This window comes from Streptomyces sp. NPDC003035, assembly GCF_042888285.1.
GTDB lineage: Bacteria > Actinomycetota > Actinomycetes > Streptomycetales > Streptomycetaceae > Streptomyces.
On record NZ_JBIAPJ010000003.1, the window covers coordinates 487,791 to 510,042 of the forward strand.

The window sequence follows — 22,252 nt, forward strand, 5'->3', positions numbered from 1 at the left end:
CCCGCCAGTACGCACGTACGCACGTACGCCTCCGCCCTCTCCTGACCGGGAAGGCGCGACGCGGCCCGTCGGCGTCCCCCTTTCCCGCAGCTCTTCCTGCGGCCCCTTCACAGACAAGGCAGCTCCATGCCCTCCACCACCGTGGATCACTCCCCCCTGCCCGCACCCTCCCCGCCACCGGCGGCGTCGCCCCGGGGCAGGCGTTCCAACCCCTGGCTGACCCTGTTGGCGGTCGCCTTCGGCCTCTTCATGGTCCAGCTCGACGGCTCCGTCGTGGCGATCGCCAACCCCGAGATCGGCCGCGCCCTCGACGCCTCCACGGCGGATCTGCAGTGGGTCACCAATGCGTACCTGCTCGCCCTGGCGGCCTCCCTCATCCTGGGCGGCAAGCTCGGCGACCGCTTCGGACGCCGTACGTACTACCTGGTCGGCGTCGCCGGGTTCACCGTCGCCTCGGTCGCCATCGGCCTGTCCGGATCCATCGAGGGCGTCATCGTCTTCCGGGCGGCGCAAGGGCTCTTCGGCGGCCTGCTGATGCCGAACACCCTCGGCCTGCTGCGCGCCGCCTTCCCGCCGCGCAGGTTCGGTATGGCCGTCGGCATCTGGGCCATGGTCTCGGCGGTCTCGACCGCGCTCGGGCCGATCGTCGGCGGTCTGATGGTCGAGCACATCTCCTGGGAATCCGTCTTCTACATCAACGCCCCCATCGGCCTGCTGGCCCTGCTGGTGAGCGCCGCGGTGCTGCCCCATAGCAGGAACACCGCGGACGCCGACCGGTTCGATCTCCTCGGGGTCGTCCTGCTCGCCGTGGCCCTGCTGTGCGTGGTCTTCGGCGTCGTCAAGGGAGAGACCTGGGGCTGGTCCTCCGCGGGCACCCTCGGGTCGATCACCGTGGGCCTCCTGCTCCTCGTTCTCTTCGGCCGTCACGAGACGCGGGTCGCCCATCCGCTGCTGCCCATGCGGCTGTTCCGCAGCCGGGCGCTGACGACGGGTACGGTCGTCACCGCGCTGAACTTCTTCGTCATGCTCGGCGTGATCTTCTTCGTCATGCTGTATCTGCAGAACGTGCGCGGCTTCTCCCCCGTCGAGGCCGGTGTGCGCACCCTGCCGCTCAGCCTCGCCTCTCTCGTGGCCTCTCCACTGGGCGCCGCGCTGACCGGCCGCTTCGGGCCCCGGCTCACCATGCCGCTCGGCATGGTGCTCCAGGCCGCCGCCGCGTTCGGGATGCTCAGCTGGCACACCGATTCGCCGTACGCCGTGATGTGGCCGCCGTTCGTGGCCCTCGGCCTCGGCGTCGGCATGGTCCTGGCCGCCTCCTCCGACGCCATCGTCGGCCAGGCGCCCGTCCGGGACGCCGGTGTCGCGGGCGGTCTGCAGGCCACGGCGCTGCAGATCGGCGGCGCGCTGGGTACGTCCGTCCTCGTCTCGCTCATCAGCGCCCGGGTCGGCTCCACGCTGACGGGCGAGCTGACCACCGCGGGCGTGCCGGCCCATGTGGCGGGCGGGCTGCACGAGGCCGTCGACGCGGTGGCGATGGGCGTCGCCCCGATCTCGACCGGCATGCCCTCCCCGCTCCGGGCCTCGGTCGCGGAAGGCAGCGCCGAGGCGTTCATGAACGGCGTGCACCTGGCCGTGACGGTCACCGGCGCCCTGTGTCTCCTCGGCGCCGCCATCGCGGCGGCCGGCCTCCGGCGCACGTCCACCCCTCCACGGACCTCGCACCCCCGGGCGTGACCGCGGCGCCCAACTCCCGTACTAAATATGAGAGTTGGGCGATCCGCAGTCACCCAGAGCCTTGCCAGCCCAACTGAGGCCGCCCTATTGTCGCCGAGCAGAAAGCGCTTTCCCCCCACGGAGTATGCAGCAGCGGCACCCACATGCGAAGACGTACGAGGAGACCAGGATGAGACGACCAGTCGCACTGCGACTCTGCGCGGCGCTGGCCACGACGGCCACGGCGGCCGCGGCCGGCGTGGTGCTGTCGATGCCCGAGGCATCGGCGGCGACCGGACGGGCCACCGGCTACGCGACCCAGAACGGCGGGACCACCGGCGGCGCGGGCGGGCAGACGGTGCGGGCCACCACGGGGACCGCGATCCACGCGGCCCTGTGCGGCCGGGCCAGCAGCAGCACCCCGATCACCATCGAGGTCGAGGGCACCATCAACCACGGCAACACCTCCAAGGTGTCGGGCACCAGCTGCAACACCGCCGACGGTGTGATCGAGCTCAAGCAGGTCAGCAACGTGACGCTCGTCGGCGTCGGGAGCGGGGCCGTCTTCGACCAGCTGGGCATCCACATCCGCGAGGCCGGCAACATCATCATCCAGAACGTGACCGTCAAGAACGTCAAGAAGTCGGGCTCGCCCACGTCCAACGGCGGTGACGCCATCGGCATGGAGAGCAACGTCCGCAACGTCTGGGTGGACCACGTCAGCCTCGAGGCGTCGGGCGGCGAGTCGGAGGGCTTCGACGGCCTCTTCGACATGAAGGACAACACCCAGTACGTGACCCTGTCCTACAGCACCCTGCGCAACTCCGGCCGCGGCGGCCTCGTCGGCTCCAGCGAGACCGAGCTCTCGAACGGGTTCATCACGTACCACCACAACCTGTACGAGAACATCGACTCGCGCGCGCCCCTCCTGCGGGGCGGCATCGCGCACATGTACAACAACTACTACGTCAAGCTGAACGAGTCCGGCATCAACTCCCGCGCGGGGGCCCGCGCCAAGGTGGACAACAACTACTTCAAGGACTCCAAGGACGTCCTCGGCACCTTCTACACCACCGCGGCCGGATACTGGCAGGTCAGCGGCAACACCTTCGACAACGTGACCTGGTCGAGCCCCGCCGCCGACTACAAGCCCGCCGGCCCCGACCCGCGGTCCACCACCACGGTCGCCGTCCCGTATCCCTACACCCTCGACGCGGCCGCCTGCGTGCCGGACGTCGTGACCCGGATCGCGGGCGCGAACAAGGGGATGCAGGAGTCGAACGGCAGTTGCTCGCCGCAGACGCCGTCCCCGACCACGCCGGCTCCGTCCCCCACCAGCCCGACGCCGACGCCGACCACGCCGACGCCCTCACCCACCACCGCCACGCCGTCGCCGACCCAGCCCGGCGGGACCAACCTCAGCATCGGGGCCGGCTCCGACGGTTCCAGCAAGGCCGACGGGACGAGCTACGGCAACGTACGGGACGGCAATCTGAGCACCTACTGGTCACCGGCCGGCTCGACCGGCTCGATCTCGATCAAGTGGGGCTCCGCCACCACCGTGTCCCGGATCACCATCCGCGAGGCGGCGGGCTCCGCGGGCAGCATCGGGTCCTGGAGGGTCCTCAACGCCGACACGGGCGCCGTTCTGACCACCGGCAGCGGCGCGGGTGCCATCACCGTCCCGCGGACCTCACTGAGCAAGATCACCTTCGAGATCACCGGCTCGACCGGCACCCCGAAGGTGGCCGAGTTCGAGACCTACGCCTCCTAGGGACACGGTCCGGGCACCCGCCGGACATGTGTGTGGCGGCTCCGGCCCAGGGGTTGACCGGAGCCGCCACAGAGCGCTCGCGCGAAGCGCGGCGCGGACCGTCGAGACACCAGGGCCGTCCGAGGAGGAGGGGGCGGCCCCGCGGTGTTCTGTTCGGGCCCGTGGGGGCTCTTGTAGTAAATATATATACCGTCGAGTAAGCAAGAGCATGAAAAATTTCATGCATTCCGTTACAGCGACCGCTCAGTCGTCCAGGAAGAAATCGTGCTGCTCAGCAGCCTGCTCGTACTTCTCCAGTCGGATCTGGGTGCGCTCCGGATCCGCGTCCGCCATGGCCTGGAGGATCGCCGCGGAGAGCACCCCCGGCGCCGCGTAGGAGTCGAAGACGAGCCGTGCCCCGGTGGGGGCGGTGAACACCACATCGGCCTCGTCGACGAGCGGCCCGAGCGCCAGGTCGGTGATCAGCGCGACGCGCAGCCCGGCGGCTCGAGCCGCGCGGACGACGGCCAGGGTCTCCTTGGCGTGCCGGGGCATCGCGAAGGCCAGCACCCACGTCCCGCCCGCCTCGCGCGCCTGGAGCAGTCCGTCGTAGGCGACGCTGCCGCCCCGCGTCACCACCCGCACATCGGGGTGGATGCGCCGCGCGGCGTACGCGAAGTACTCGGCGAGGGAGACCGAGATCCGCAGGCCGACGACGGTCAGCGGGACGGACCGGGCCAGCTCCCGGCCGATGTCGAGGATCTGGTCGGGGTCGGCGAGCACACGCCGCAGGGACGTCAGGTTCTCGATCTCGGCGTCGACCGCGGACTGGAGCTCGTTACGGAGCCTCTCCTCGCCCTCGTCCGGTGCGCCCGCCACCGCGCTGAGCGCGATGGGCTGCAGCGCCTCGCGGAGCGCGGGGTACCCGCTGAAGCCCAGCGACGAGGCGAACCGCGTCACGGACGGCTGGCTGACGCCCACGCGCTCCGCGAGCTCGGTGATCGACAGGAACGCGGCCTCGGTGAGGTGGTCGATCAGGAACTGGGCGATGCGGCGCTGCCCCGGGGACAGCCGGTGGCCGCCGAACAGCGACCGCACCCGCTCGGCGGGAGACGCGGGGGAAGCCGCTTCCGCCTCCGTCGAGCGCCTGCCCGGTGTGATCGCGGCGGCCTGTGCGCGCGCCTGCTGCCCGGATGCCACGGAGTGCCTCCCTCTCGTCTCACTGCTGCCCAAGATAGTTCACCGGGGCCGGGCGCCCCGTGGCCCGGGACGCCGGTCGGCCGCACGCGGGATCACCTCCGGACCCACCGGCTCACCGCGCGCGTGCCCGCTCCGAGACAGCGTCGCCGCACCGTCCGGCCGGGCAACTCCGGTGGTGGCTGCGGTCCGTTCGGTCCCACGACGGCCTTACGGTACGGAGGGGGCTGCCCCTCCGCGCATATGATCACGACGACGGCGGACGACGACGGAGGCTCGACGACCATGGCGGACCAGCGCGTATACCTCGTGACCGGCGGCGGGACGGGCATCGGCGCCGCGACCGCCCGGCTGCTCCGCGAAGCCGGTCACCACGTCGTGGTCTCCGGGCGCCGACCGGAACCGCTGCGGGTCGTCGCGGAGGAGACCGGGGCCCTGGCCGTCCCGTCCGACATCGGCGACCCCGAGGCGGTACGCACGCTCGTCGACGCGGCCGTCGCCGCGTACGGACGCCTCGACGGCCTCGTCCTCAACGCCGGTGTCGGGCGTGGCGGAAGTGTGGGCGAGGTGACGCTGGAGGACTGGGAGACGGTCATGCGGACCAACCTCACAGGCCCCTTCCACCTGCTGCGCGCCGCGCTCCCGCACCTGCTCGAAGCGCGCGGATCGGTGGTCGCCGTCGCCTCGGTGGCGGCCCTGCGCAACGGCCTGGGCAGCGCCGCGTACGCCACCTCCAAGGCGGCGCTGCTCCAGCTCTGCCGCTCGCTCGCGGTCGACTACGGCGCCCGGGGGCTGCGGGCCAACACCGTCTGCCCGAGCTGGGTGCGCACCGACATGGCGGACCGCCGGATGAACCGGTTCGCCGAGGAGGCGGGGCTGGGGGAAGGCGGTGTCGACGCGGCGTACGAGGAGGTCACGCGCGTTGTGCCGGCCGGCCGCCCGGGTGAGCCGCGCGAGGTCGCCGAGGCCGTGGCCTGGCTGCTCTCGCCCGCGTCCTCCTTCGTCAACGGAGCGGTGCTCACCGTCGACGGCGGCGTGACCGCCCTCGACCCTGGCACGCTCGCCTTCGACTTCCGTATCGAACCGCGGTCGCCGCGCTCCTGATCCAGGAGGACAGGCACTAGCCCGACCGTGAGGTGAGGCTGGACTGACGTACCACCAGTTCCGGCTGGAGGATCACGTGTTCGTGCCGGTGGTCCCGTGCGTGCTCGCCCGTCTCCTGGAGCAGCAGTTCGGCGGCTCGGGCTCCGATGGTGAGGGCCGGCTGGCGCACCGAGGTCAGCGGGACCGTGGCCGCCGCGGCGAACTCGATGTCGTCGTAGCCGACGATGGCCATGTCGTCGGGGACCCGCACGCCGGCCGCGTACATGGACTGGAGTACGCCGAGGGCCAGCAGGTCGTTGGCGCAGAAGACGGCGGTCGGACGCTCGGCGAGGCCCAGGAGCCGGGCCCCCGCGTCGCGGCCGGCCGCGACGTCGAGGCGTTCGGCGGGAATCTCCTGCAGGGCCTCGGGCGGGAGGCCGGCCTCGGCCAGGGCGGCCAGGGCGCCCGCGCGCCGGTCCTGGACCTGTGTCAGGTGCCCCGGGCCGCTCACGTACGCGAGGGTGTGGTGACCCGCCGCCGTCAGATGGCGGATCGCCAGGGAGCCGCCGACCACGTCGTCGACGGACACCGAGCATCCGTCGTCGTCCGCCGCCACGCGGTCGACGAGGACGAACGGGATGCCGTGGCGGCGGAACTCCCGCAGAGTGGCTCCGCTCGGGTCCGAGGGGGAGATCAGGACGCCCCGGACCCTCTGCTCGGCGAAGAGGGAGAGGTAGTCGGCCTCGTCCTGGGGGCTCTGGCCGCTGTTGCAGACCATGACACCAAGCCCCGCGCCCCGGGCGGCGCGCTCGGCTCCGCGGGCGATGTCGACGAAGAACGGGTTGCCCATGTCCAGGACGAGCAGGGCCACGATGCGGCTGTGGCCCGCTCGGAGCTGCCGGGCGGACTCGCTGCGCACATAGCCAAGCCGCGAGATCACCCTCTGCACGTGCTCCCGTGTCTCGGCCGAGACGCGGTCGGGCTGGTTGATCACGTTGGAGACGGTCCCCACGGAGACCCCGGCCTCGCGTGCCACATCCTTGATGCTGACCGTCCGTGCGGTGCCTGTCATCCGTCCCACCTGGTTCTGTCCTGCCCGGAAGGGTGATCCTATGTCGCCGGTCCACGCCGTCAGGCGAGATGGAAGACCTCGGTGAGCGGGCGCATGGCGGCGTCCGGAGCCCGCCCGTCCAGCTCCTCGAAGAAGTGCGCCATCTCCGCCTGCCAGCGGGCGTTCACCTCCGTGGCCTCCATGGCGGCACGGGCCTCGTCGAAGTCCGGGGTCTCCAGATAGCCGACGAGCAGGCCGTCCTCGCGCAGGAAGAGGGAGTAGTTGTGCCAGCCCGCTCCGGACAGGGCGGCCCGCATGTCGGCCCAGACGTGCTGGTGGCGTTCGCGGTACTCCTCGGCCTTCTCGGCCCGCACCTTCAGAAGAAAACAGACGCGCTGCATGGGGTGCCTCCTGCTCCGTGTGGCTCGGGTGCTCTGTGTGGCTCAGAAGCCGAAGTCGTCGATGTCGGTCTTGTCGAAGACGATCGGCTTGCCCAGGGACACCACGCCGTCCTCGCTCCCGCAGCGTCTTCACCACGCCGAACAGCCGGTCCACCTCACTGGAGCACCTGACGTGAAATGTTTCATTGGGGTTGCCGGGAAGCTAGCCCTGCCGACCGGGCGCGTCAAGGGGTTGCCGCGAAGCGCCGGTTCCGCCACCTCAACAACGCGATCCACGCAAGCCCAGATGGTCCGCGGCCGACCTTGACGACGGTCACGGAGCGGGTTAGCTTCCCCCGAAGAAATGAATCGATTCATTCAGTCATCCAGAGGTGGACATGCCTGATATCGCCGCCGTCAAGGCCGCACTCGCCGGCCAGCGGATCGAGACGCCGTCCTGGGGGTACGGAAACTCCGGCACCCGGTTCAAGGTGTTCGCCCAGGCCGGCGTGCCACGAACGCCCTACGAGAAACTGGACGACGCGGCGAAGGTGCAGGAGTTCACCGGGGTCGCCCCGAAGGTCTCGCTGCACATCCCGTGGGACAAGGTCGACGACTACGCGGCGCTCGCCACGTACGCGAAGGAGCGCTCCCTGGAACTGGGAGCGATCAACTCGAACACGTTCCAGGACGACGACTACAAGCTCGGCAGCGTCTGCCACCCGGACGCGAAGGTGAGCCGCAAGGCCGTGGACCATCTGCTGGAGTGCGTCGACATCATGGACGCGACCGGCTCGTCGGATCTGAAGCTGTGGTTCGCGGACGGCACGAACTACCCCGGCCAGGACGATGTCGTCGCCCGCCAGGACCGGTTGGGCCAGGCGCTCGCCGAGGTGTACGAGCGGCTCGGGGACGACCAGCGGATGCTGCTGGAGTACAAGTTCTTCGAGCCCGCCTTCTACACCACCGACGTGCCCGACTGGGGCACCGCGTACGCGCACTGCCTCACGCTCGGCCCCAAGGCGCAGGTCGTCGTGGACACCGGGCACCACGCGCCCGGGACCAACATCGAGTTCATCGTCGCGCTGCTGCTGCGGGAGGGGAAGCTCGGCGGCTTCGACTTCAACTCGCGCTTCTACGCGGACGACGACCTGATGGTCGGCTCCGCGGACCCGTTCCAGCTCTTCCGGATCATGCACGAGGTCGCCAAGAACGGCGGTCTGCTGCGGGAGACCGGTGTCGCCTTCATGCTGGACCAGTGCCACAACATCGAGGCGAAGATCCCGGCCGTCATCCGCTCCGTGATGAACGTCCAGGAGGCCACCGCCAAGGCGCTGCTGGTCGACCTCGACGCGCTGGGCGCGGCCCAGCGGGATGGTGACGTGCTGACGGCCAACGCGGTCGTGATGGATGCCTACAACACCGATGTACGGCCCCTGCTGCGCGAGTTCCGCGAGGAGCGGGGCCTCGACCCCGACCCGATCGCCGCCTACCGGGCCTCCGGCTGGCAGGAGCGCATCGTCACCGACCGCGTCGGCGGCGAACAGGCCGGCTGGGGCGCCTGACCCGCCCAAACCGTGCGCCCCCCGGGGACCCCGCGCCCCGCGCGCCCCGGGCGACCGTCCGTACGCCGCTCCGCGCGGCCTCCCATACCTCACCCACACCTCGAAGGAATGCCGTCATGTCCTCCGCCACGCACCCCACGGCCGCCGCGCTGATCGCGCGTTCCCACCGGCTCGGCTCCGACCCGCGCACCACCAACTACGCGGGCGGCAACACGTCCGCGAAGGGCACCGGGACCGACCCGGCGACCGGCGACGATGTCGAGCTGCTGTGGGTCAAGGGGTCGGGCGGCGACCTCGGCACGCTCACCGCGGCCGGCCTGGGCGTGCTCCGCCTCGACCGGCTGCGCGCGCTCCGAGACGTCTACCCCGGGGTGGAGCGCGAGGACGAGATGGTCGCCGCCTTCGACTACTGCCTGCACGGCAGGGGCGGAGCGGCCCCCTCCATCGACACCGCGATGCACGGGCTGGTGGACGCCGCGCACGTGGACCATCTGCACCCGGACTCCGGCATCGCGCTGGCCTGCGCCGCCGACGGCGAGAAGCTGACCGCCGAGTGCTTCGGCGACACGGTGGTCTGGGTGCCGTGGCGCCGTCCCGGATTCCAGCTCGGCCTGGACATCGCTGCGGTCAAGGAGGCCAATCCGCAGGCCGTCGGCTGCGTTCTCGGCGGCCACGGCATCACCGCCTGGGGCGACAGCTCCGAGGAGTGCGAGGCGAACTCGCTGTTCATCATCCGTACCGCCGAGGCCTTCCTCGCCGAGCGCGGCCGACCCGAGCCCTTCGGCCCGGTCCTGGAGGGGTACGCGCCGCTGGCCGAGACGGAGCGCCGCGAGCGCGCCGCCGCCCTGGCACCGGTGATCCGCGGCCTGGCCTCCCAGGACCGCCCGCAGGTCGGCCACTTCGACGACGCCGAAGCCGTACTGGACTTCGTCTCCCGTGCCGAACACCCGCGGCTCGCGGCCCTCGGCACCTCCTGCCCCGACCACTTCCTGCGGACGAAGGTGCGCCCGCTGGTCCTGGACCTGCCCGCCGCCGCCCCGCTGGACGAGGCGATCGCGCGGCTGAAGGAGCTGCACCAGGAGTACCGCGCCGAGTACCGCGCCTACTACGAGCGGCACGCCGGCCCCGACTCCCCCGCCCTGCGCGGCGCGGACCCGGCGATCGTGCTCGTCCCGGGTGTGGGCATGTTCTCCTTCGGCAAGGACAAGCAGACGGCGCGGGTGGCGGGCGAGTTCTACCGCAACGCGATCAACGTGATGCGCGGGGCGGAGGCCGTCTCCACGTACGCGCCCATCGAGGAGTCGGAGAAGTTCCGCATCGAGTACTGGTCGCTGGAGGAGGCCAAGCTCCAGCGGATGCCGAAGCCGAAGCCGCTCGCCACCCGCGTCGCGCTCGTCACGGGCGCGGGCAGCGGCATCGGCAAGGCCATCGCCCACCGCCTGGTCGCCGAGGGCGCCTGCGTGGTCGTCGCCGACGTCGACGCCGGGAACGCGGCCGCCGTCGCCGAGGAACTCGGAGGCCCCGACAAGGCGGTCGCCGTCACGGTGGACGTCACCTCCGAGGACGGGATCAGCGCGGCGTTCGAGGCCGCCGCGCTCGCCTTCGGCGGGGTGGACCTCGTCGTCAACAACGCCGGGATCTCCATCTCCAAGCCGCTCCTGGAGACCACGGCCGCGGACTGGGACCTCCAGCACGACATCATGGCCCGCGGCTCCTTCCTCGTCTCGCGCGAGGCCGCCCGCGTCATGATCGAGCAGGGCCTCGGGGGCGACATCGTCTACGTCGCTTCCAAGAACGCGGTCTTCGCCGGCCCGAACAACATCGCGTACTCCGCGACCAAGGCCGATCAGGCCCATCAGGTCCGGCTCCTCGCCGCCGAACTCGGCGAACACGGGATCCGCGTCAACGGCGTGAACCCGGACGGGGTCGTCCGCGGCTCCGGCATCTTCGCCGCGGGCTGGGGGGCGCAGCGCGCCGCGACGTACGGGATCGAGGAGGAGAAGCTCGGCGAGTTCTACGCCCAGCGCACGCTGCTCAAGCGGGAGGTCCTGCCCGAGCACGTGGCGAACGCCGTGTTCGCCCTCACCGGCGGCGACCTCACCCACACGACCGGGCTGCACATCCCGGTGGACGCGGGCGTAGCGGCCGCCTTCCTGCGCTGACGATCGCGCCCCCGGCCGCGCTCCCGAACGCGCCCCCGGCCGAGTACACGACCGAGTACACGACCGCGCCGCAGGCATGCGCTCCTTCTCCTCCTCACTCGTCCTTCCCCCTCTCCTCGCAGCGGAGGTACCCCACGTGACGCCCGCCCCGCCGCCCTCGGCGACCCCATCCGTGTTCGCCGCGGTCGACCTCGGCGCCACCAGCGGACGGGTGATGCTCGGCCGGGTCGGCCCGGACCGCCTCGACCTCACCGAGGCGCACCGGTTCCCGAACACCCCCGTGCGCCTCCCGGACGGGCTGCGCTGGGACGTCCTCGCCCTCTTCCAGGGCGTCCTCGACGGGCTGCGCGAAGCCGCCCGCTCCGGCGGGGTCGCCTCCATCGGCGTGGACACCTGGGCCGTGGACTACGGGCTCCTCGACGCGGACGGCGCGCTGCTCGGCCAGCCGTACCACTACCGCGACAGCCGGACCGACGGCGCCGCCGCCCGGGTCTGGGCGCGGGTCGGCCCCGAGGAGCTGTACCGGACGACGGGCCTGCAGCACCTGCCCTTCAACACCGTCTTCCAGCTCGCCTCCGCCGCCGGAAGCGCGCACCTGGGCGCCGCCTGCACCCTGCTCCTCGTCCCCGACCTGCTCGTCCACTGGCTGACCGGGTCCATCGGCGCCGAGGAGACCAACGCCTCCACCACGGGGCTCCTCGACGCCCGCACCGGCGCCTGGTCGAAGGACCTCCTGGGCCGGCTGTCGATCGACGCCGGTCTGCTGCCTCCGCTGCGCGCCCCGGGCGACCCCGCCGGGACGCTGCTGCCGCACGTCGCCGCGTACACCGGCCTCGACGCCCTCACCCCGGTGACCACGGTCGCCTCGCACGACACCGCGTCCGCCGTCGTCGCCGTCCCCGCCACCGAACCGGACTTCGCCTACATCTCCTGCGGCACCTGGTCCCTGGCCGGTCTCGAACTGGACGCCCCGGTGCTCTCGGAGGCCTCCCGGGCCGCCAACTTCACCAACGAGCGCGGCATCGACGGCACCGTCCGCTACCTCCGCAACATCATGGGCATGTGGCTGCTCGAGGAGTGCCGGCGCACCTGGGAGAGGCAGGGTCTGCCCACACACCTCTCCACGCTGCTCGCCGACGCCGCCCGCGCCACGCCGTTCGCCGCCGTCGTCGATCCGGACGCCCCCGAGTTCCTGGCCCCCGGTGACATGCCCGGCCGTCTTCGCGAGTACTGCCGCCGCACCGGACAGCCGGCCCCCGAGAGCCAGGGCGCGGTGGTCCGCTGCATCCTGGAGAGCCTGGCGCTCGCCCACCGGCGCACCCTGCGCCAGGCCGCCGAACTCGCCGGCCGGGACATCACCCATGTCCATCTGGTCGGCGGCGGTTCCCGCAACGACCTCCTCTGCCGGCTCACGGCCGACGCCACCGGACTGCCCGTCGTCGCCGGCCCCGCCGAGGCCACCGCCCTCGGCAACGTCCTCGTCCAGGCCAGAGCCGCCGGGCTCGTGGGGGATCCGCCGGCGATGCGGGGGCTCGTCGCCGCCACCCAGCACCTGCGGCACTACAGTCCCCAGGGGGACACGGCAGCCTGGGACGCGGCCGCCGCCCGCCTCGACACCGCCGGACCCGACACCGTCCCAAGGAGCTCGTGATGCGCGTCGCGCTCTTCGCCACCTGCGTCAACGACGCGGTCTATCCGTCGACGGCGATCGCCACCGTCAGGGTCCTCGAACGCCTCGGCGTGGAGGTCGACTTCCCCGCGGCGCAGACCTGCTGCGGGCAGCCGCAGTTCAACACCGGCTACCGACGCGAGACCGAGCCGCTGGTGCACCGCACGGCCCGCGCCTTCGAGGGGTACGAGTACGTGGTCACCCCGTCCGGGTCGTGTGTCGCCATGGTGCGCGACAACTACCCGAGAATCGGCGCCAGGGCGGCGGCCGAGGGGCGCGGCCGGGCGCTCGCGGACGCGGCCTCGTCGCTGGTGCCCAGGACGTACGAGCTCACCGAGTTCCTGGTCGACGTGCTGGGCGTGACCGATGTCGGGGCGTACTTCCCGCACCGCGTCACGTACCACCCGTCCTGTCACGGCCTGCGGATGCTGGGCCTGGGCGACCGGCCGCGGCGACTGCTCGCGGCGGTCAGGGGCCTGGAGCTGATCGACCTCCCCGGAGCGGAGGAGTGCTGCGGCTTCGGCGGCACGTTCGCGGTGAAGAACCCCGACGTGTCGGCGGCGATGGGCGCCGACAAGGTGCGCAACGCCCTCTCCACCGGCGCGCGGGTGCTGTGCGGCGCCGACAACTCCTGCCTGATGCACATCGGCGGCATGCTGCGCCGCCAGGACGCCCCGCAGCGCGCGCTGCACCTCGCGGAGATCCTCGCGAGCACGGAAGAGGAGCCACTGGCATGAGCGGGACATTCGTCGGAATGCCGTCCTTTCCGAAGGCGGCGCACGAGGCCGTACGGAACGAGACCCTGCGCGGAAACCTGCGGCACGCGACCCACACCATCCGCGACAAGCGGGCGGTGGCGGTGGCCGAACTCGCCGACTGGGCGCGGTTGCGTGAGGCCGGCAAGCAGATCAAGGACCGTACGCTGCGTCACCTCGACCGGTACCTGGTGCAGGTGGAGGAGGCGGTCACGACGGCGGGCGGCACCGTGCACTGGGCCGCCGACGCGGACGAGGCCAACCGGATCGTGACCGATCTGGTGAAGGCCACCGGGGAGCGTGAAGTCGTCAAGGTCAAGTCGATGGCCACGCAGGAGATCGGCCTCAACGAGGCATTGGAGGCCGAGGGCATCCGCGCGTACGAGACCGATCTCGCCGAGTTGATCGTGCAGCTCGGTGAGGACCGCCCTTCGCACATCCTGGTCCCCGCCATCCACCGCAACCGCGGCGAGATCCGCGAGATCTTCGCCCGCGAGATGGGCGCGTGGGGCCGCCCGGCGCCGGAAGGTCTCACCGACTCCCCCGCCGAGCTGGCCGAGGCGGCCCGGCTGCACCTGCGGGAGAAGTTCCTGCGGGCGAAGGTCGGCGTCTCGGGCGCCAACTTCATGGTGGCCGAGACCGGCACCCTCGTGGTGGTCGAGTCCGAGGGCAACGGCCGTATGTGTCTGACCCTGCCGGAGACCCTGATCTCGGTCGTCGGCATCGAGAAGGTCGTGCCGACCTGGCGGGACCTGGAGGTGTTCCTCCAGACGCTGCCCCGCTCGTCGACGGCGGAGCGGATGAATCCGTACACCTCGATGTGGACGGGGACGCGTGACGGCGACGGGCCGAAGGTCTTCCACCTGGTCCTGCTCGACAACGGCCGCACCGACGCCCTCGCCGACGAGGTCGGCCGCCAGGCGCTGCGCTGCATCCGCTGCTCGGCCTGCCTCAACGTCTGTCCGGTGTACGAGCGGGCGGGCGGCCACGCGTACGGCTCGGTCTACCCCGGTCCGATCGGGGCGATCCTCACGCCCCAACTCCGGGGTACGGGGAGCGAGATCGACGCCTCGCTCCCGTACGCCTCCTCGCTGTGCGGCGCGTGCTACGAGGTGTGCCCGGTCGCCATCGACATCCCCGAGGTCCTCGTCCACCTGCGGGAGAAGGTGGCCGGCCAGGGCGGGGCCGGGCACCGGCTGGAGAAGGCCGCCGTCAGGGCGGCGGGCTGGGTCCTCGACCACCCGGCGGCCCTCGCCGCCGGGGAACGCCTCGCCTCCACGACGCGCAAGCTGCACCCCAAGCGGCTCCCGGGCCCGGGAGCCCGCCAGTGGTCCGAGAGCCGCGACCTGCCGGAGATGCCGGCCGAACCGTTCCGCGACTGGTGGAAGAAGAACCGCTCATGACCCCGCAGCCCTCCTCCCGCGACCGGATCCTCGCCCGCGTCCGGGCAGCCGTCGCCGACGCCCCGGACGCTCCTGAGGTGGTACGCGACTACCTCACCAGCCACACCACCGACGATCCGGCCGTGCTCCTGGACCTCCTCCACGAGAACCTCGCCGACTACCGGGCCGTCGTGCACCGCGCCACCGAGGACGCGCTCCCGGCACTGATCGGCCGACTGCTCGCGGAGCGCGGCGCGAAGAGCGTCGCCGTACCGCCGGGCCTGCCCGTCTCCTGGCTCGCCGCCACCGAGGCCGAACAGCGCCCCGACGACGGCACCCTGACCCCGTACGAACTGGACGCGACCCACGCCGTGGTGACGGGCTGCGCGCTCGCCGTGGCCGAGACCGGAAGCATCGTCCTCGACGCCGGCCCCGGCCAGGGCCGCCGCGCCCTCAGCCTCGTCCCCGACCTGCACGTCTGTGTCGTGCGCGCCGCGGACCAGATCGTCGCCTCGGTACCGCAGGCCATGCCGCGCCTCGACCCGACGCGCCCGCTGACCTGGATCTCCGGTCCGTCCGCGACCAGCGACATCGAACTCGACCGGATCGAGGGCGTGCACGGCCCGAGGACCCTGGAGGTGATCCTCGTGGTGCGCTGAGGCGGTATCCGCACGGTGTTGATGTGACGTGGAGCGCTCTTCGGGTGACTCGGGCCGGGCACACGCGATCATGATCGGAATGGACACTCGCTTCCTCGGCATCGCCGATCTGACCGAAGCCCCGGCCGTGGCGGTGGTCGTCGACGTCATGCACGCTTTCACCGTGGCCGCCTGGGCCTTTGCCCAGGGGGCGGAAAAGATCGTTCTCGCCGAGTCGCTGGACGAAGCCCTGGCGCTGAAGGCTGGTCAGCACACCACCACTCGGGGTGATCAAGGAAGTGGGAATCAGGCCAGGTCGCAGAAAGGGACGCCGCCCGGCCTACGCAGATGCCGACACCCTCATTGAGGCGAAGCCGCCGATCCGAGTGCGCTGCGTGGGGCGGCCGAGGAAGCCGGTCCCAACACCCTGGGCCTCTGGACCGCCAGGTAGCGGCCCCGGAGGAGCGTCAGACCGAGCGCCTGGCCTTCACCGCGGGATGACCGGGGCGCAGCGGCGTCGTGCGCGGGGCGAGCGAGCCTGCACCAATCGCTCTGGGCTCGAGGCCAGGTGTTCGATGTCCGTGAACCGGACTTCCTCCAGGCTGCCGGCGCGGCGGCCGCCGTCCTGGAAGTACACCTCTGTGAGTCCTTCGGCGGCGATTTCCTGGAGCTGCTGATCGGTGGCGCCGGCCTCCTGGGCGTCGAAGAGGCGAGCGGCGTACTGCGGGGGCAGGGCGACGGTGAGGTGACGGATGCGGTCCTGGTCGGTCTAGCCGATCGGCGCGGTGTAGCCCATGCGGGCGCGGGTGTCGATGACGATGCCGCCGGTGGTGGCCGCCTGCTTGCGGGCCTTCGCGCGGATCTGCGGCTGCCACCGCTTCTTCACCTCACGCTCCAGGCGCGCGGCGAGTTCCGGGCGGGGCTTCTTGATCTGGTCCTTCACGTACCGCTCGACGGTGCGCTGGGAGATCCGCAACAGTTGGGCGACCGCCTTGGTGCTCTTGAGCTGTCTGATCAGGTACCGCATCTGCGCGCCCGCGCTCTTGGGCGCGGGGCGGGTGAACGCCTTCTGCACCGCGGTCTCCAGGCCGTCCCCGAACAGGCTCATCGCCTACTCCTGCTCTCCGTTGTCGGCGTCGGTGACGGTGCCGTCCTTGATGTAGAGGGCGAGGTTGAGCTCCGGGGCGTTGAGCCGCTCGCGGACTTCCTCGCCCCAACAGGACGCTCTGGGTGCCTTCGTGCTTGACCAGGCCGGGGTTGATGCCGAGCTTGAAGCCACCGGGCAGCGACTTGCCCTCCCGGTACGGCAGGAAGTCCAACGGCGAGGGGCCGCCCGCCGCGTAGACGACGCAGTCGGACAGGATCGCGATGGGGTACTGCCCGGTGAACGCCGCGTGCTTGACGATCTTGCGGTGCAGGTTGATCCGCGTTCGGGAGATGACCGCCGCGCGGATATCCGGCCGCCACGTCGGGCGGGACAGGGCACGCCACGGCTCGCCGGGCCGCCAGCCCTCCCCGCGGGCGCTCGCGCAGCTTGCCCAGCCCGCCCTTCACCGTCGCCTTCACCGCCGAGACGACTTTCGCCAGCTCCGGGTCGCGGCTCTTGTAGCCGTCCATCGCCGCCAGGAAGTCGGCCGGCTCCATGTCCGCGTGCACGCCGAGGTCGGCCATCGTGGCGAGGTAGGCGTCGCGCAGCCGCTGGTACCAGCCGTCCAGGTAGCGGCCGTTCTCGTACCGGACGTACGCCTCCAGCGGCGCGACGTCATAGCCGAGTTCCAGCGCGTAGGCGACGGTGGGCGTGGCGTACCAAGCCGGGCCGGTCGGGTGGTCGCCCTTCGGTGTGAACGGGGAGGACAGCAGGCTGCCGTCCAGCTCCACCCACTCCTTGCCGACCTTCACGCGGGACAGGTCGACGTGGGAGAGATCGACCAGCCACGAGCCGGGCAACTTCGGGTCGAACACCGGGTTCTTGACCTGCGTCGGCGCTCCAAGACCGACGACCAGGCCGTTGGCGCCCGCCGCGAAGGCCATGTTCACGTCGATGCCGACCAGATGCCGCAGGGTGCACTCGGCATCCGTCATCGGCCATGCCCAGTCGTACGCCTCCTCGAACAGCTTCTCGCCCTGCCCGCGGACGTGGAAGCGCGGCAGGTCGGTCCTTCAGGAGCGGGTGCCCGTCCGAGGCCTCACACGGGGCGCAGTCCACCGGGTCCTTGCCCAGCGAGCCGGGATTGTGCTCGGAGTGCCGCTTCCCCGCCGCGTCGGGCTCGGACGCGCGAGTCGCCGGGTGTAGGGCGGTCATCAGCTCCAGACCGGTCACGGCCGTGGAGCCGCGCGGCGTCATCACCCGGGACGCGTACACGCCCAGGACACGGGCGAGTTCCGCCGGCGGGAGCTGCCCGGCCTCGCCCCAGTGCCGGGTGTCCAGCGCGTTCCACGACGGAATGCACAGCTGCACGCAGGCCCGCTCCGAACCGGTCGCGGGGCGGTAGATCCGCGCCCACGGACCGAAGCCGCGCTTGGTCAGCTTCCACTCCGCAAGCACCAGCTGCTTGACGACCTTGTGGCCCTCCGGAATCCGGCCAGCGAGCCGCTCCTCGTCGGTGAGAGCGACTGGGAGGCCGTAGCGCTCGAGGGCAGCCTCGGTGAGCACGAGCAGCGGGTCGGCGTCCTTGCCCGGTCCCGACAGCTTCGGCTGCCCGAGCCTCGCCTCCTTGAGCGTCCACTCCACCAGGGACGGCAGCGACTTGGCGGGCACGTCCAGGACCAGGCCGCCGGTGCAGTACGCCAGCACCTGCCCGTCTTCGGCGTCGATGACGGCAAGCGGGCCGTTGGCGAAGCGGGGGTCGACCCCGGCTGCCGGGGTGCCGGCAGGGGCTGCCTTCTTCGCACCCGGACGGCGCGACGTCGACGACGGCCTAGTGGTGCGCGCCGGACGCGGGGCGGCAGCAGGAGCGGAACTGGTCTGGGTGTTCTCAGTTGCAGTCATGGCCGCAGCCTCGGACGCCTGCCCTGTGGACAGAGTCCGTGCTTCCGCCGGGGCGGACGTGCCGGTGAACGTGGCCGGCTCCGTCGGGGCGGCCTGCTCCTGCGTCACCGAAGGGGTGGGGTAGAGCTCGGCGAGCTTCTCCAGCAGCCGCGCGTACGCCTCACGTTCCGGGCCACGCGGCTCCGTCGGCTTCTTGACCGACTCCCATCCGGACACCGTGGCCCGGCGCACCTTCAACGCGGCGGCGACTTCGTCCAGCGTCAGGCCGTGCGCGACTCGCAGCCGCTTGCGCTCCTCCACCGGCGGCAGCGGAGAGCGGGACGCGACCAGCGCGTCGACCGCGTCGAACAACTCGGACATGAACACCTCCTGACCCACGCCCTACCGCCTGAACCGTACGGATTGCGCAGTTTAACCGTACGAATCGCGTACTAATCCGTACGCAGCGGATGTGCGCGCACGCCGGTGCGACCGCCCGTGCCGCGTTCGAGGGGTCCGTGAGCAGCTCGGCTTCCGGGAGGGGGCTGGGGCAGTCGGCAAACAGCGCAGTGCTGTCGCGGTTCGGGTGAACACTCCGCGGGCCTTCAGGAACGCACCCGTCGTCGGGCCACAGCAGCCACAGGCTGCCCCGCGAGCCCTGTCATGTGCGGGTCGCGGTCCAGGATCAACAGCTGAGCGCGCATCTCGTTCGACCCTGTGGCCGCGCGCTGCCCCGTGGTCGACGGCAACCACAGGCCGGCGGCGGGGGCCCGGGATCCCCGCGGCGGCGGGGTGCCGGTCAGTCCTCCGTCGCCAGGCGCCGCACCTCGGCCAGTGCCTCGCTCACCGCTGCCGGGATGTCCGTCACCGGGAAGCGCGCGTGCCGCACCACGCGGTCGCGATCCACCACCAGCACGGCCCGTTTCAGCCGCAGCAGCTGCCCGGCGCGGAAGGCGGGCAGCCGCAGGGCGGCGGCGAGGCGCAGGTCGACGTCCGAGAGAAGGGTAAAGGGGAGACCCTCCTCTACCGCGAACGCCCGCTGTTCGTCGGGGCGTTGTGTGCTGACGCCGCGCACCTCCGCACCGGCCGCGCGGAAGTCCTCGTACGCGTCCCGGAAGAGCCGGTTCTCCAGCGTGCAGCCGATGGCGCCGGGGATGTCCGACCAGCCGCCCGGAAGGGGGCCGGGGGTGCCGGTCGCCGGATAGCAGAACAGGACGGTGGCGACGTCGCCGGTCACCGGGTCCACCGGTGCGCCGTCCTGGTGGCGTGGCAGCTCCAGGTGCGGCAGTCGCTCGCCGGTGAGGCCCGCGACGCGCTGTGCCTCCGCGCTTGCCTCGTCGGCGGTGCCGCTGAGCGAGCCGTCGCCGAAGACCCAGCGGTCGGCCCAGTCCTGCATCAACAGCAGCACCGGCAGCAGCCCCCTGCCGCTCTCTGTCAGCCGGTACTCGTGCCGCACCGGTCTGTCCTGGTACGGGACCTTCTGCAGGACGCCCGTCTCCACGAGGTGCGCCAGGCGCTCGGTGAGCACCTTCCGGGAGATGCCCAGCTCCTCCTGGAGCGCGTCGAACCGGTGGTGCCCGCGCGCGGCCTCCCGGATCAGGAGGAGGCTCCACCAGTCGCCGACCACCGCCGCCGCCTGCGCGATCGCGCAGGCGGCGTCCCGCTCGGGCACCGACCTCATCACAGCGTCTCCACTTCTCCGCGCGCGGCGGCCGTTCCTCGGGACCATCTTGCGCCATGAGGTCAGTTCCGGATAGAAACTCACTCGGAATAAGTGAGTTCCCAAAAGAGACTAACCAGATCCAGGGGGTGGGCGCCGCATGAGCGGGACACGAGCGATCCCGGAGCGCGAGCGACGTAACGACGAGCAGGACACCTCGCGGCCGGGCGTCTTCTGGCGCTTCTGGGCCGCCGCCACCGTCAGCGGCGCGGGCACCGCCGTGACCACCCTCGCCCTGCCGCTCGTCGCCCTCACCGTCCTCGACGCCACCGCCTTCGAAGTCGCCCTGCTCGCCGCTGCCGGACAGGTCTCCTGGCTGCTGCTCAGCCTCCCCGCAGGCGTCGTCGCGCAGCGCGTACCGCTGCGCCGGCTCCAAGTGGCGCTCGACGTCGTACGGTTCGCGGCGCTCGGATCTCTGCCGCTCACCTGGTGGCTCGGCACCCTCACGTATCCGCACCTGCTGTTCGCGGCGCTCGTCACCGGCGCGGCGACGGTGCTGTTCGACATCGGCAACTCCACCTTCCTGCCCGCCGTCGTCCCGGCCCGGCAGCTGGCCGCCCGCAACAGCGTCATGTCCGGCACGCACGCCGTCACCGACACCGGCGGCCCCTCCCTCGGCGGCGTCCTGATCGGCGCCATCGGCCCGGTGGGCGCGCTCGTCGTGGACGCCGCCAGCTACCTGGCCTCCGCGGTGCTCCTGCGCACCCTTCCCGAGAGCCGCCCCGCGCCCCGCACCGGCGAGAGCGCGCACCGGCTGATGCGCGAGGGCTGGCGGTACGTCACCGGACACCCGGTCATGCGGCCCTGCATGATCTGGGCGACCGCCGCCAACTTCGTCAACGCGGCCCTCCTCGCCCTCACTCCCCTCTACCTGGTCCGGGAGGCCGGCCTCGATTCCGTACAACTCGGTCTCGTCCTCGCCATGGACGGGGTCGGCGCGCTCGCCGGCGCCGCCGTCGCGGTCCGGGTGACCACATGCCTCGGCACCGCACGGGGCATCATCGCGGCCGACCTGGCCGGCGGCGCGCTGCTCCTGCTCGCCCCGCTGACCACGTCGGCGGGGGACGCGTACTGGTTCGCCCTGGCCCACGCCGGCTTCGCCTTCGGCACTGTCATCGGATCCATCACCACCCGGACCTACCGGCAGACTCAGTCGCCCCCGGAGCTGCTGTCCCGGGTGATGGCCACGGTCCGCTTCATCTCCTGGGGCGCGCTGCCGCTCGGCGCGCTCACCGCGGGTCTCCTCGCCACCTACACCGGCGCCCACACCGCCCTCTGGGCCGTCTGCGCAGCCGCCCTCCTGCCCCCGCTCTACCTCTTCTCCACTGGAGTGGGCCGCCACCGCGACCTCGTCGACCTCAAGACGTCGTAGTCCGCGTCGGCGGACGCGATGGAGAAGCGGTGCGCCGATGTCCCCGTACCGACGACGAAGACGCTCACGGCGTTCCATGCCACAGCCGCGTACGGCGACATCGGCGACGGCCATTGGACCCGGCGCAGGATGCTGTCGTTATGAGCGGGGTGGCGACTCCAGGCCCGTCTTCAGGCCACCCTGGAAGTGGCAGAGGGACCACCTCGTAGCGGATGACGGGCCCGTCGTCGGTGCGGTCGGCTTCGACCATGTCGAGCGCCGCGCGGTCGAGCGCTCCGTTCCTGTAGGCCTCGCGGTCGAAGGCCGCCGGCCTGCCGCCACGTCTGCCGAGTCAAGGACACTCACAACCAACGATCGGATGATCCGCAGGAAAGCTTCAGTACCCTCGGCCCCACCAGAACAGCGTCACCGCCGCTGCCAGCAGGAGACCAGCCCCGGCCAGGAACGTCGCGCCCCTCGGCCGCCGAAGCGGGTCCGAGTACGCCGAGAGGAGCAGGAGGGGACCGACGGGGAGAACACCCTCGCGCGCGGTGACCCGCATGGCCGCCCCCGGAATTCGATGCCTTGAACGCGTTCAAGCCACCCCAGCCGGTGGCGGACCCAGACGTCGGGCCCGACGTGGACCCCGTAGCCCTGCTCCGTTCGCAGCGGACCGGGGCGAGGGCGCCGCGTACGCGGACCGGCCGTGCCGAAGGGGAGGCCCGTCCGTGAAGCAACGGCCTGGACCTGCTGGGGCAGCGTTTCTGCCCATCCTGCTCGGTCAGCCTGCGAACCCGCACCGGTTGTGCAATCCCGCCTCCCCACGCTGGTTGGAGAAGTCATTTCCAACCAGCACCGAGCAAAC

The 22,252-nt window shown here is 71.6% G+C and carries 14 protein-coding genes and 3 pseudogenes; 11 read left to right on the forward strand and 6 right to left on the reverse strand.

Going from position 1 to position 22,252, the window contains the following annotated elements:
- Positions 1 to 126 precede the first annotated feature (126 nt).
- Complete coding sequence (locus ACFYV5_RS11855) at positions 127 to 1,734, forward strand: MFS transporter (protein ID WP_389167331.1); 1,608 nt, start codon at positions 127 to 129, stop codon at positions 1,732 to 1,734.
- 169 nt (positions 1,735 to 1,903) lie between these two features.
- A complete protein-coding gene (locus ACFYV5_RS11860) occupies positions 1,904 to 3,487 on the forward strand; it encodes a polysaccharide lyase family 1 protein (protein ID WP_389167334.1) in 1,584 nt (527 codons plus the stop codon).
- A gap of 243 nt (positions 3,488 to 3,730) precedes the next feature.
- On the opposite strand, the gene ACFYV5_RS11865 is transcribed toward ACFYV5_RS11860, so the two are convergent.
- Positions 3,731 to 4,666, reverse strand: coding sequence for a MurR/RpiR family transcriptional regulator (locus tag ACFYV5_RS11865; RefSeq protein ID WP_355110382.1), 936 nt, complete (start codon positions 4,664 to 4,666; stop codon positions 3,731 to 3,733).
- A gap of 282 nt (positions 4,667 to 4,948) precedes the next feature.
- On the opposite strand from ACFYV5_RS11865, the gene ACFYV5_RS11870 reads away from it, so the two are divergent.
- Complete coding sequence (locus tag ACFYV5_RS11870; RefSeq protein WP_389167853.1) at positions 4,949 to 5,767, forward strand: SDR family NAD(P)-dependent oxidoreductase; 819 nt, start codon at positions 4,949 to 4,951, stop codon at positions 5,765 to 5,767.
- A 16-nt stretch (positions 5,768 to 5,783) separates the two neighbouring features.
- Here ACFYV5_RS11870 and ACFYV5_RS11875 read toward each other — a convergent pair whose 3' ends face one another.
- Both ACFYV5_RS11875 and ACFYV5_RS11880 read right to left on the reverse strand, forming a co-directional pair.
- Positions 5,784 to 6,818, reverse strand: coding sequence for a LacI family DNA-binding transcriptional regulator (locus ACFYV5_RS11875; protein ID WP_389167338.1), 1,035 nt, complete (start codon positions 6,816 to 6,818; stop codon positions 5,784 to 5,786).
- A gap of 59 nt (positions 6,819 to 6,877) precedes the next feature.
- Positions 6,878 to 7,198, reverse strand: coding sequence for an L-rhamnose mutarotase (locus ACFYV5_RS11880; protein ID WP_355110380.1), 321 nt, complete (start codon positions 7,196 to 7,198; stop codon positions 6,878 to 6,880).
- 377 nt (positions 7,199 to 7,575) lie between these two features.
- Here ACFYV5_RS11880 and rhaI point away from each other — a divergent pair, with 377 nt between their 5' ends.
- From rhaI to ACFYV5_RS11915, 7 genes and pseudogenes are all read left to right on the forward strand, one after another.
- Positions 7,576 to 8,742, forward strand: a complete 1,167-nt coding sequence (gene rhaI / locus ACFYV5_RS11885; protein WP_389167342.1) for an L-rhamnose isomerase — start codon at positions 7,576 to 7,578, stop codon at positions 8,740 to 8,742.
- Between the two features lie 116 nt (positions 8,743 to 8,858).
- On the forward strand, positions 8,859 to 10,904 hold the full coding sequence (locus tag ACFYV5_RS11890) for a bifunctional aldolase/short-chain dehydrogenase (RefSeq protein ID WP_389167344.1): 2,046 nt from the start codon (positions 8,859 to 8,861) through the stop codon (positions 10,902 to 10,904).
- Between the two features lie 214 nt (positions 10,905 to 11,118).
- A complete protein-coding gene (locus ACFYV5_RS11895) occupies positions 11,119 to 12,555 on the forward strand; it encodes a rhamnulokinase family protein (RefSeq protein ID WP_389167857.1) in 1,437 nt (478 codons plus the stop codon).
- Positions 12,555 to 13,310, forward strand: coding sequence for a (Fe-S)-binding protein (locus ACFYV5_RS11900; protein WP_389167347.1), 756 nt, complete (start codon positions 12,555 to 12,557; stop codon positions 13,308 to 13,310). The genes ACFYV5_RS11895 and ACFYV5_RS11900 overlap by 1 nt, the downstream gene beginning before the upstream one ends.
- Positions 13,307 to 14,731, forward strand: coding sequence for a LutB/LldF family L-lactate oxidation iron-sulfur protein (locus ACFYV5_RS11905; RefSeq protein ID WP_389167351.1), 1,425 nt, complete (start codon positions 13,307 to 13,309; stop codon positions 14,729 to 14,731). The genes ACFYV5_RS11900 and ACFYV5_RS11905 overlap by 4 nt, the downstream gene beginning before the upstream one ends.
- Positions 14,728 to 15,369, forward strand: coding sequence for a lactate utilization protein C (locus ACFYV5_RS11910; protein WP_389167354.1), 642 nt, complete (start codon positions 14,728 to 14,730; stop codon positions 15,367 to 15,369). Before ACFYV5_RS11905 ends, ACFYV5_RS11910 begins: the two co-directional genes overlap by 4 nt.
- 79 nt (positions 15,370 to 15,448) lie before the next feature.
- Positions 15,449 to 15,613 (forward strand): annotated as a pseudogene (locus ACFYV5_RS11915) (2-phosphosulfolactate phosphatase); the annotation flags it as partial.
- 300 nt (positions 15,614 to 15,913) lie between these two features.
- Here the strand turns inward: ACFYV5_RS11915 and tpg are convergent.
- The 3 genes and pseudogenes from tpg to ACFYV5_RS11930 all read right to left on the reverse strand — a co-directional run.
- A pseudogene (gene tpg, locus ACFYV5_RS11920) lies at positions 15,914 to 16,456 on the reverse strand (telomere-protecting terminal protein Tpg); the annotation flags it as partial.
- A 3-nt stretch (positions 16,457 to 16,459) separates the two neighbouring features.
- Positions 16,460 to 18,697, reverse strand: a pseudogene (tap, locus tag ACFYV5_RS11925) (telomere-associated protein Tap).
- A gap of 418 nt (positions 18,698 to 19,115) precedes the next feature.
- On the reverse strand, positions 19,116 to 19,997 hold the full coding sequence (locus tag ACFYV5_RS11930; protein ID WP_355110373.1) for a winged helix-turn-helix transcriptional regulator: 882 nt from the start codon (positions 19,995 to 19,997) through the stop codon (positions 19,116 to 19,118).
- A gap of 139 nt (positions 19,998 to 20,136) precedes the next feature.
- Here ACFYV5_RS11930 and ACFYV5_RS11935 point away from each other — a divergent pair, with 139 nt between their 5' ends.
- Positions 20,137 to 21,408, forward strand: coding sequence for an MFS transporter (locus tag ACFYV5_RS11935; RefSeq protein WP_389167357.1), 1,272 nt, complete (start codon positions 20,137 to 20,139; stop codon positions 21,406 to 21,408).
- Positions 21,409 to 22,252: the final 844 nt, after the last annotated feature.

Excerpts from the sequence above, each read along its gene's own strand:
- ACFYV5_RS11855 (WP_389167331.1), top strand. The coding sequence starts at position 127 with ATGCCCTCCACCACCGTGGATCACTCCCCCCTGCCCGCACCCTCCCCG.
- ACFYV5_RS11860 (WP_389167334.1), top strand. The coding sequence starts at position 1,904 with ATGAGACGACCAGTCGCACTGCGACTCTGCGCGGCGCTGGCCACGACG.
- ACFYV5_RS11870 (WP_389167853.1), top strand. The coding sequence starts at position 4,949 with ATGGCGGACCAGCGCGTATACCTCGTGACCGGCGGCGGGACGGGCATC.
- ACFYV5_RS11875 (WP_389167338.1), bottom strand. The coding sequence starts at position 6,818 with ATGACAGGCACCGCACGGACGGTCAGCATCAAGGATGTGGCACGCGAG.
- ACFYV5_RS11880 (WP_355110380.1), bottom strand. The coding sequence starts at position 7,198 with ATGCAGCGCGTCTGTTTTCTTCTGAAGGTGCGGGCCGAGAAGGCCGAG.
- rhaI (WP_389167342.1), top strand. The coding sequence starts at position 7,576 with ATGCCTGATATCGCCGCCGTCAAGGCCGCACTCGCCGGCCAGCGGATC.
- ACFYV5_RS11890 (WP_389167344.1), top strand. The coding sequence starts at position 8,859 with ATGTCCTCCGCCACGCACCCCACGGCCGCCGCGCTGATCGCGCGTTCC.
- ACFYV5_RS11895 (WP_389167857.1), top strand. The coding sequence starts at position 11,119 with ATGCTCGGCCGGGTCGGCCCGGACCGCCTCGACCTCACCGAGGCGCAC.
- ACFYV5_RS11900 (WP_389167347.1), top strand. The coding sequence starts at position 12,555 with ATGCGCGTCGCGCTCTTCGCCACCTGCGTCAACGACGCGGTCTATCCG.
- ACFYV5_RS11905 (WP_389167351.1), top strand. The coding sequence starts at position 13,307 with ATGAGCGGGACATTCGTCGGAATGCCGTCCTTTCCGAAGGCGGCGCAC.
- ACFYV5_RS11910 (WP_389167354.1), top strand. The coding sequence starts at position 14,728 with ATGACCCCGCAGCCCTCCTCCCGCGACCGGATCCTCGCCCGCGTCCGG.
- ACFYV5_RS11930 (WP_355110373.1), bottom strand. The coding sequence starts at position 19,997 with ATGAGGTCGGTGCCCGAGCGGGACGCCGCCTGCGCGATCGCGCAGGCG.
- ACFYV5_RS11935 (WP_389167357.1), top strand. The coding sequence starts at position 20,137 with ATGAGCGGGACACGAGCGATCCCGGAGCGCGAGCGACGTAACGACGAG.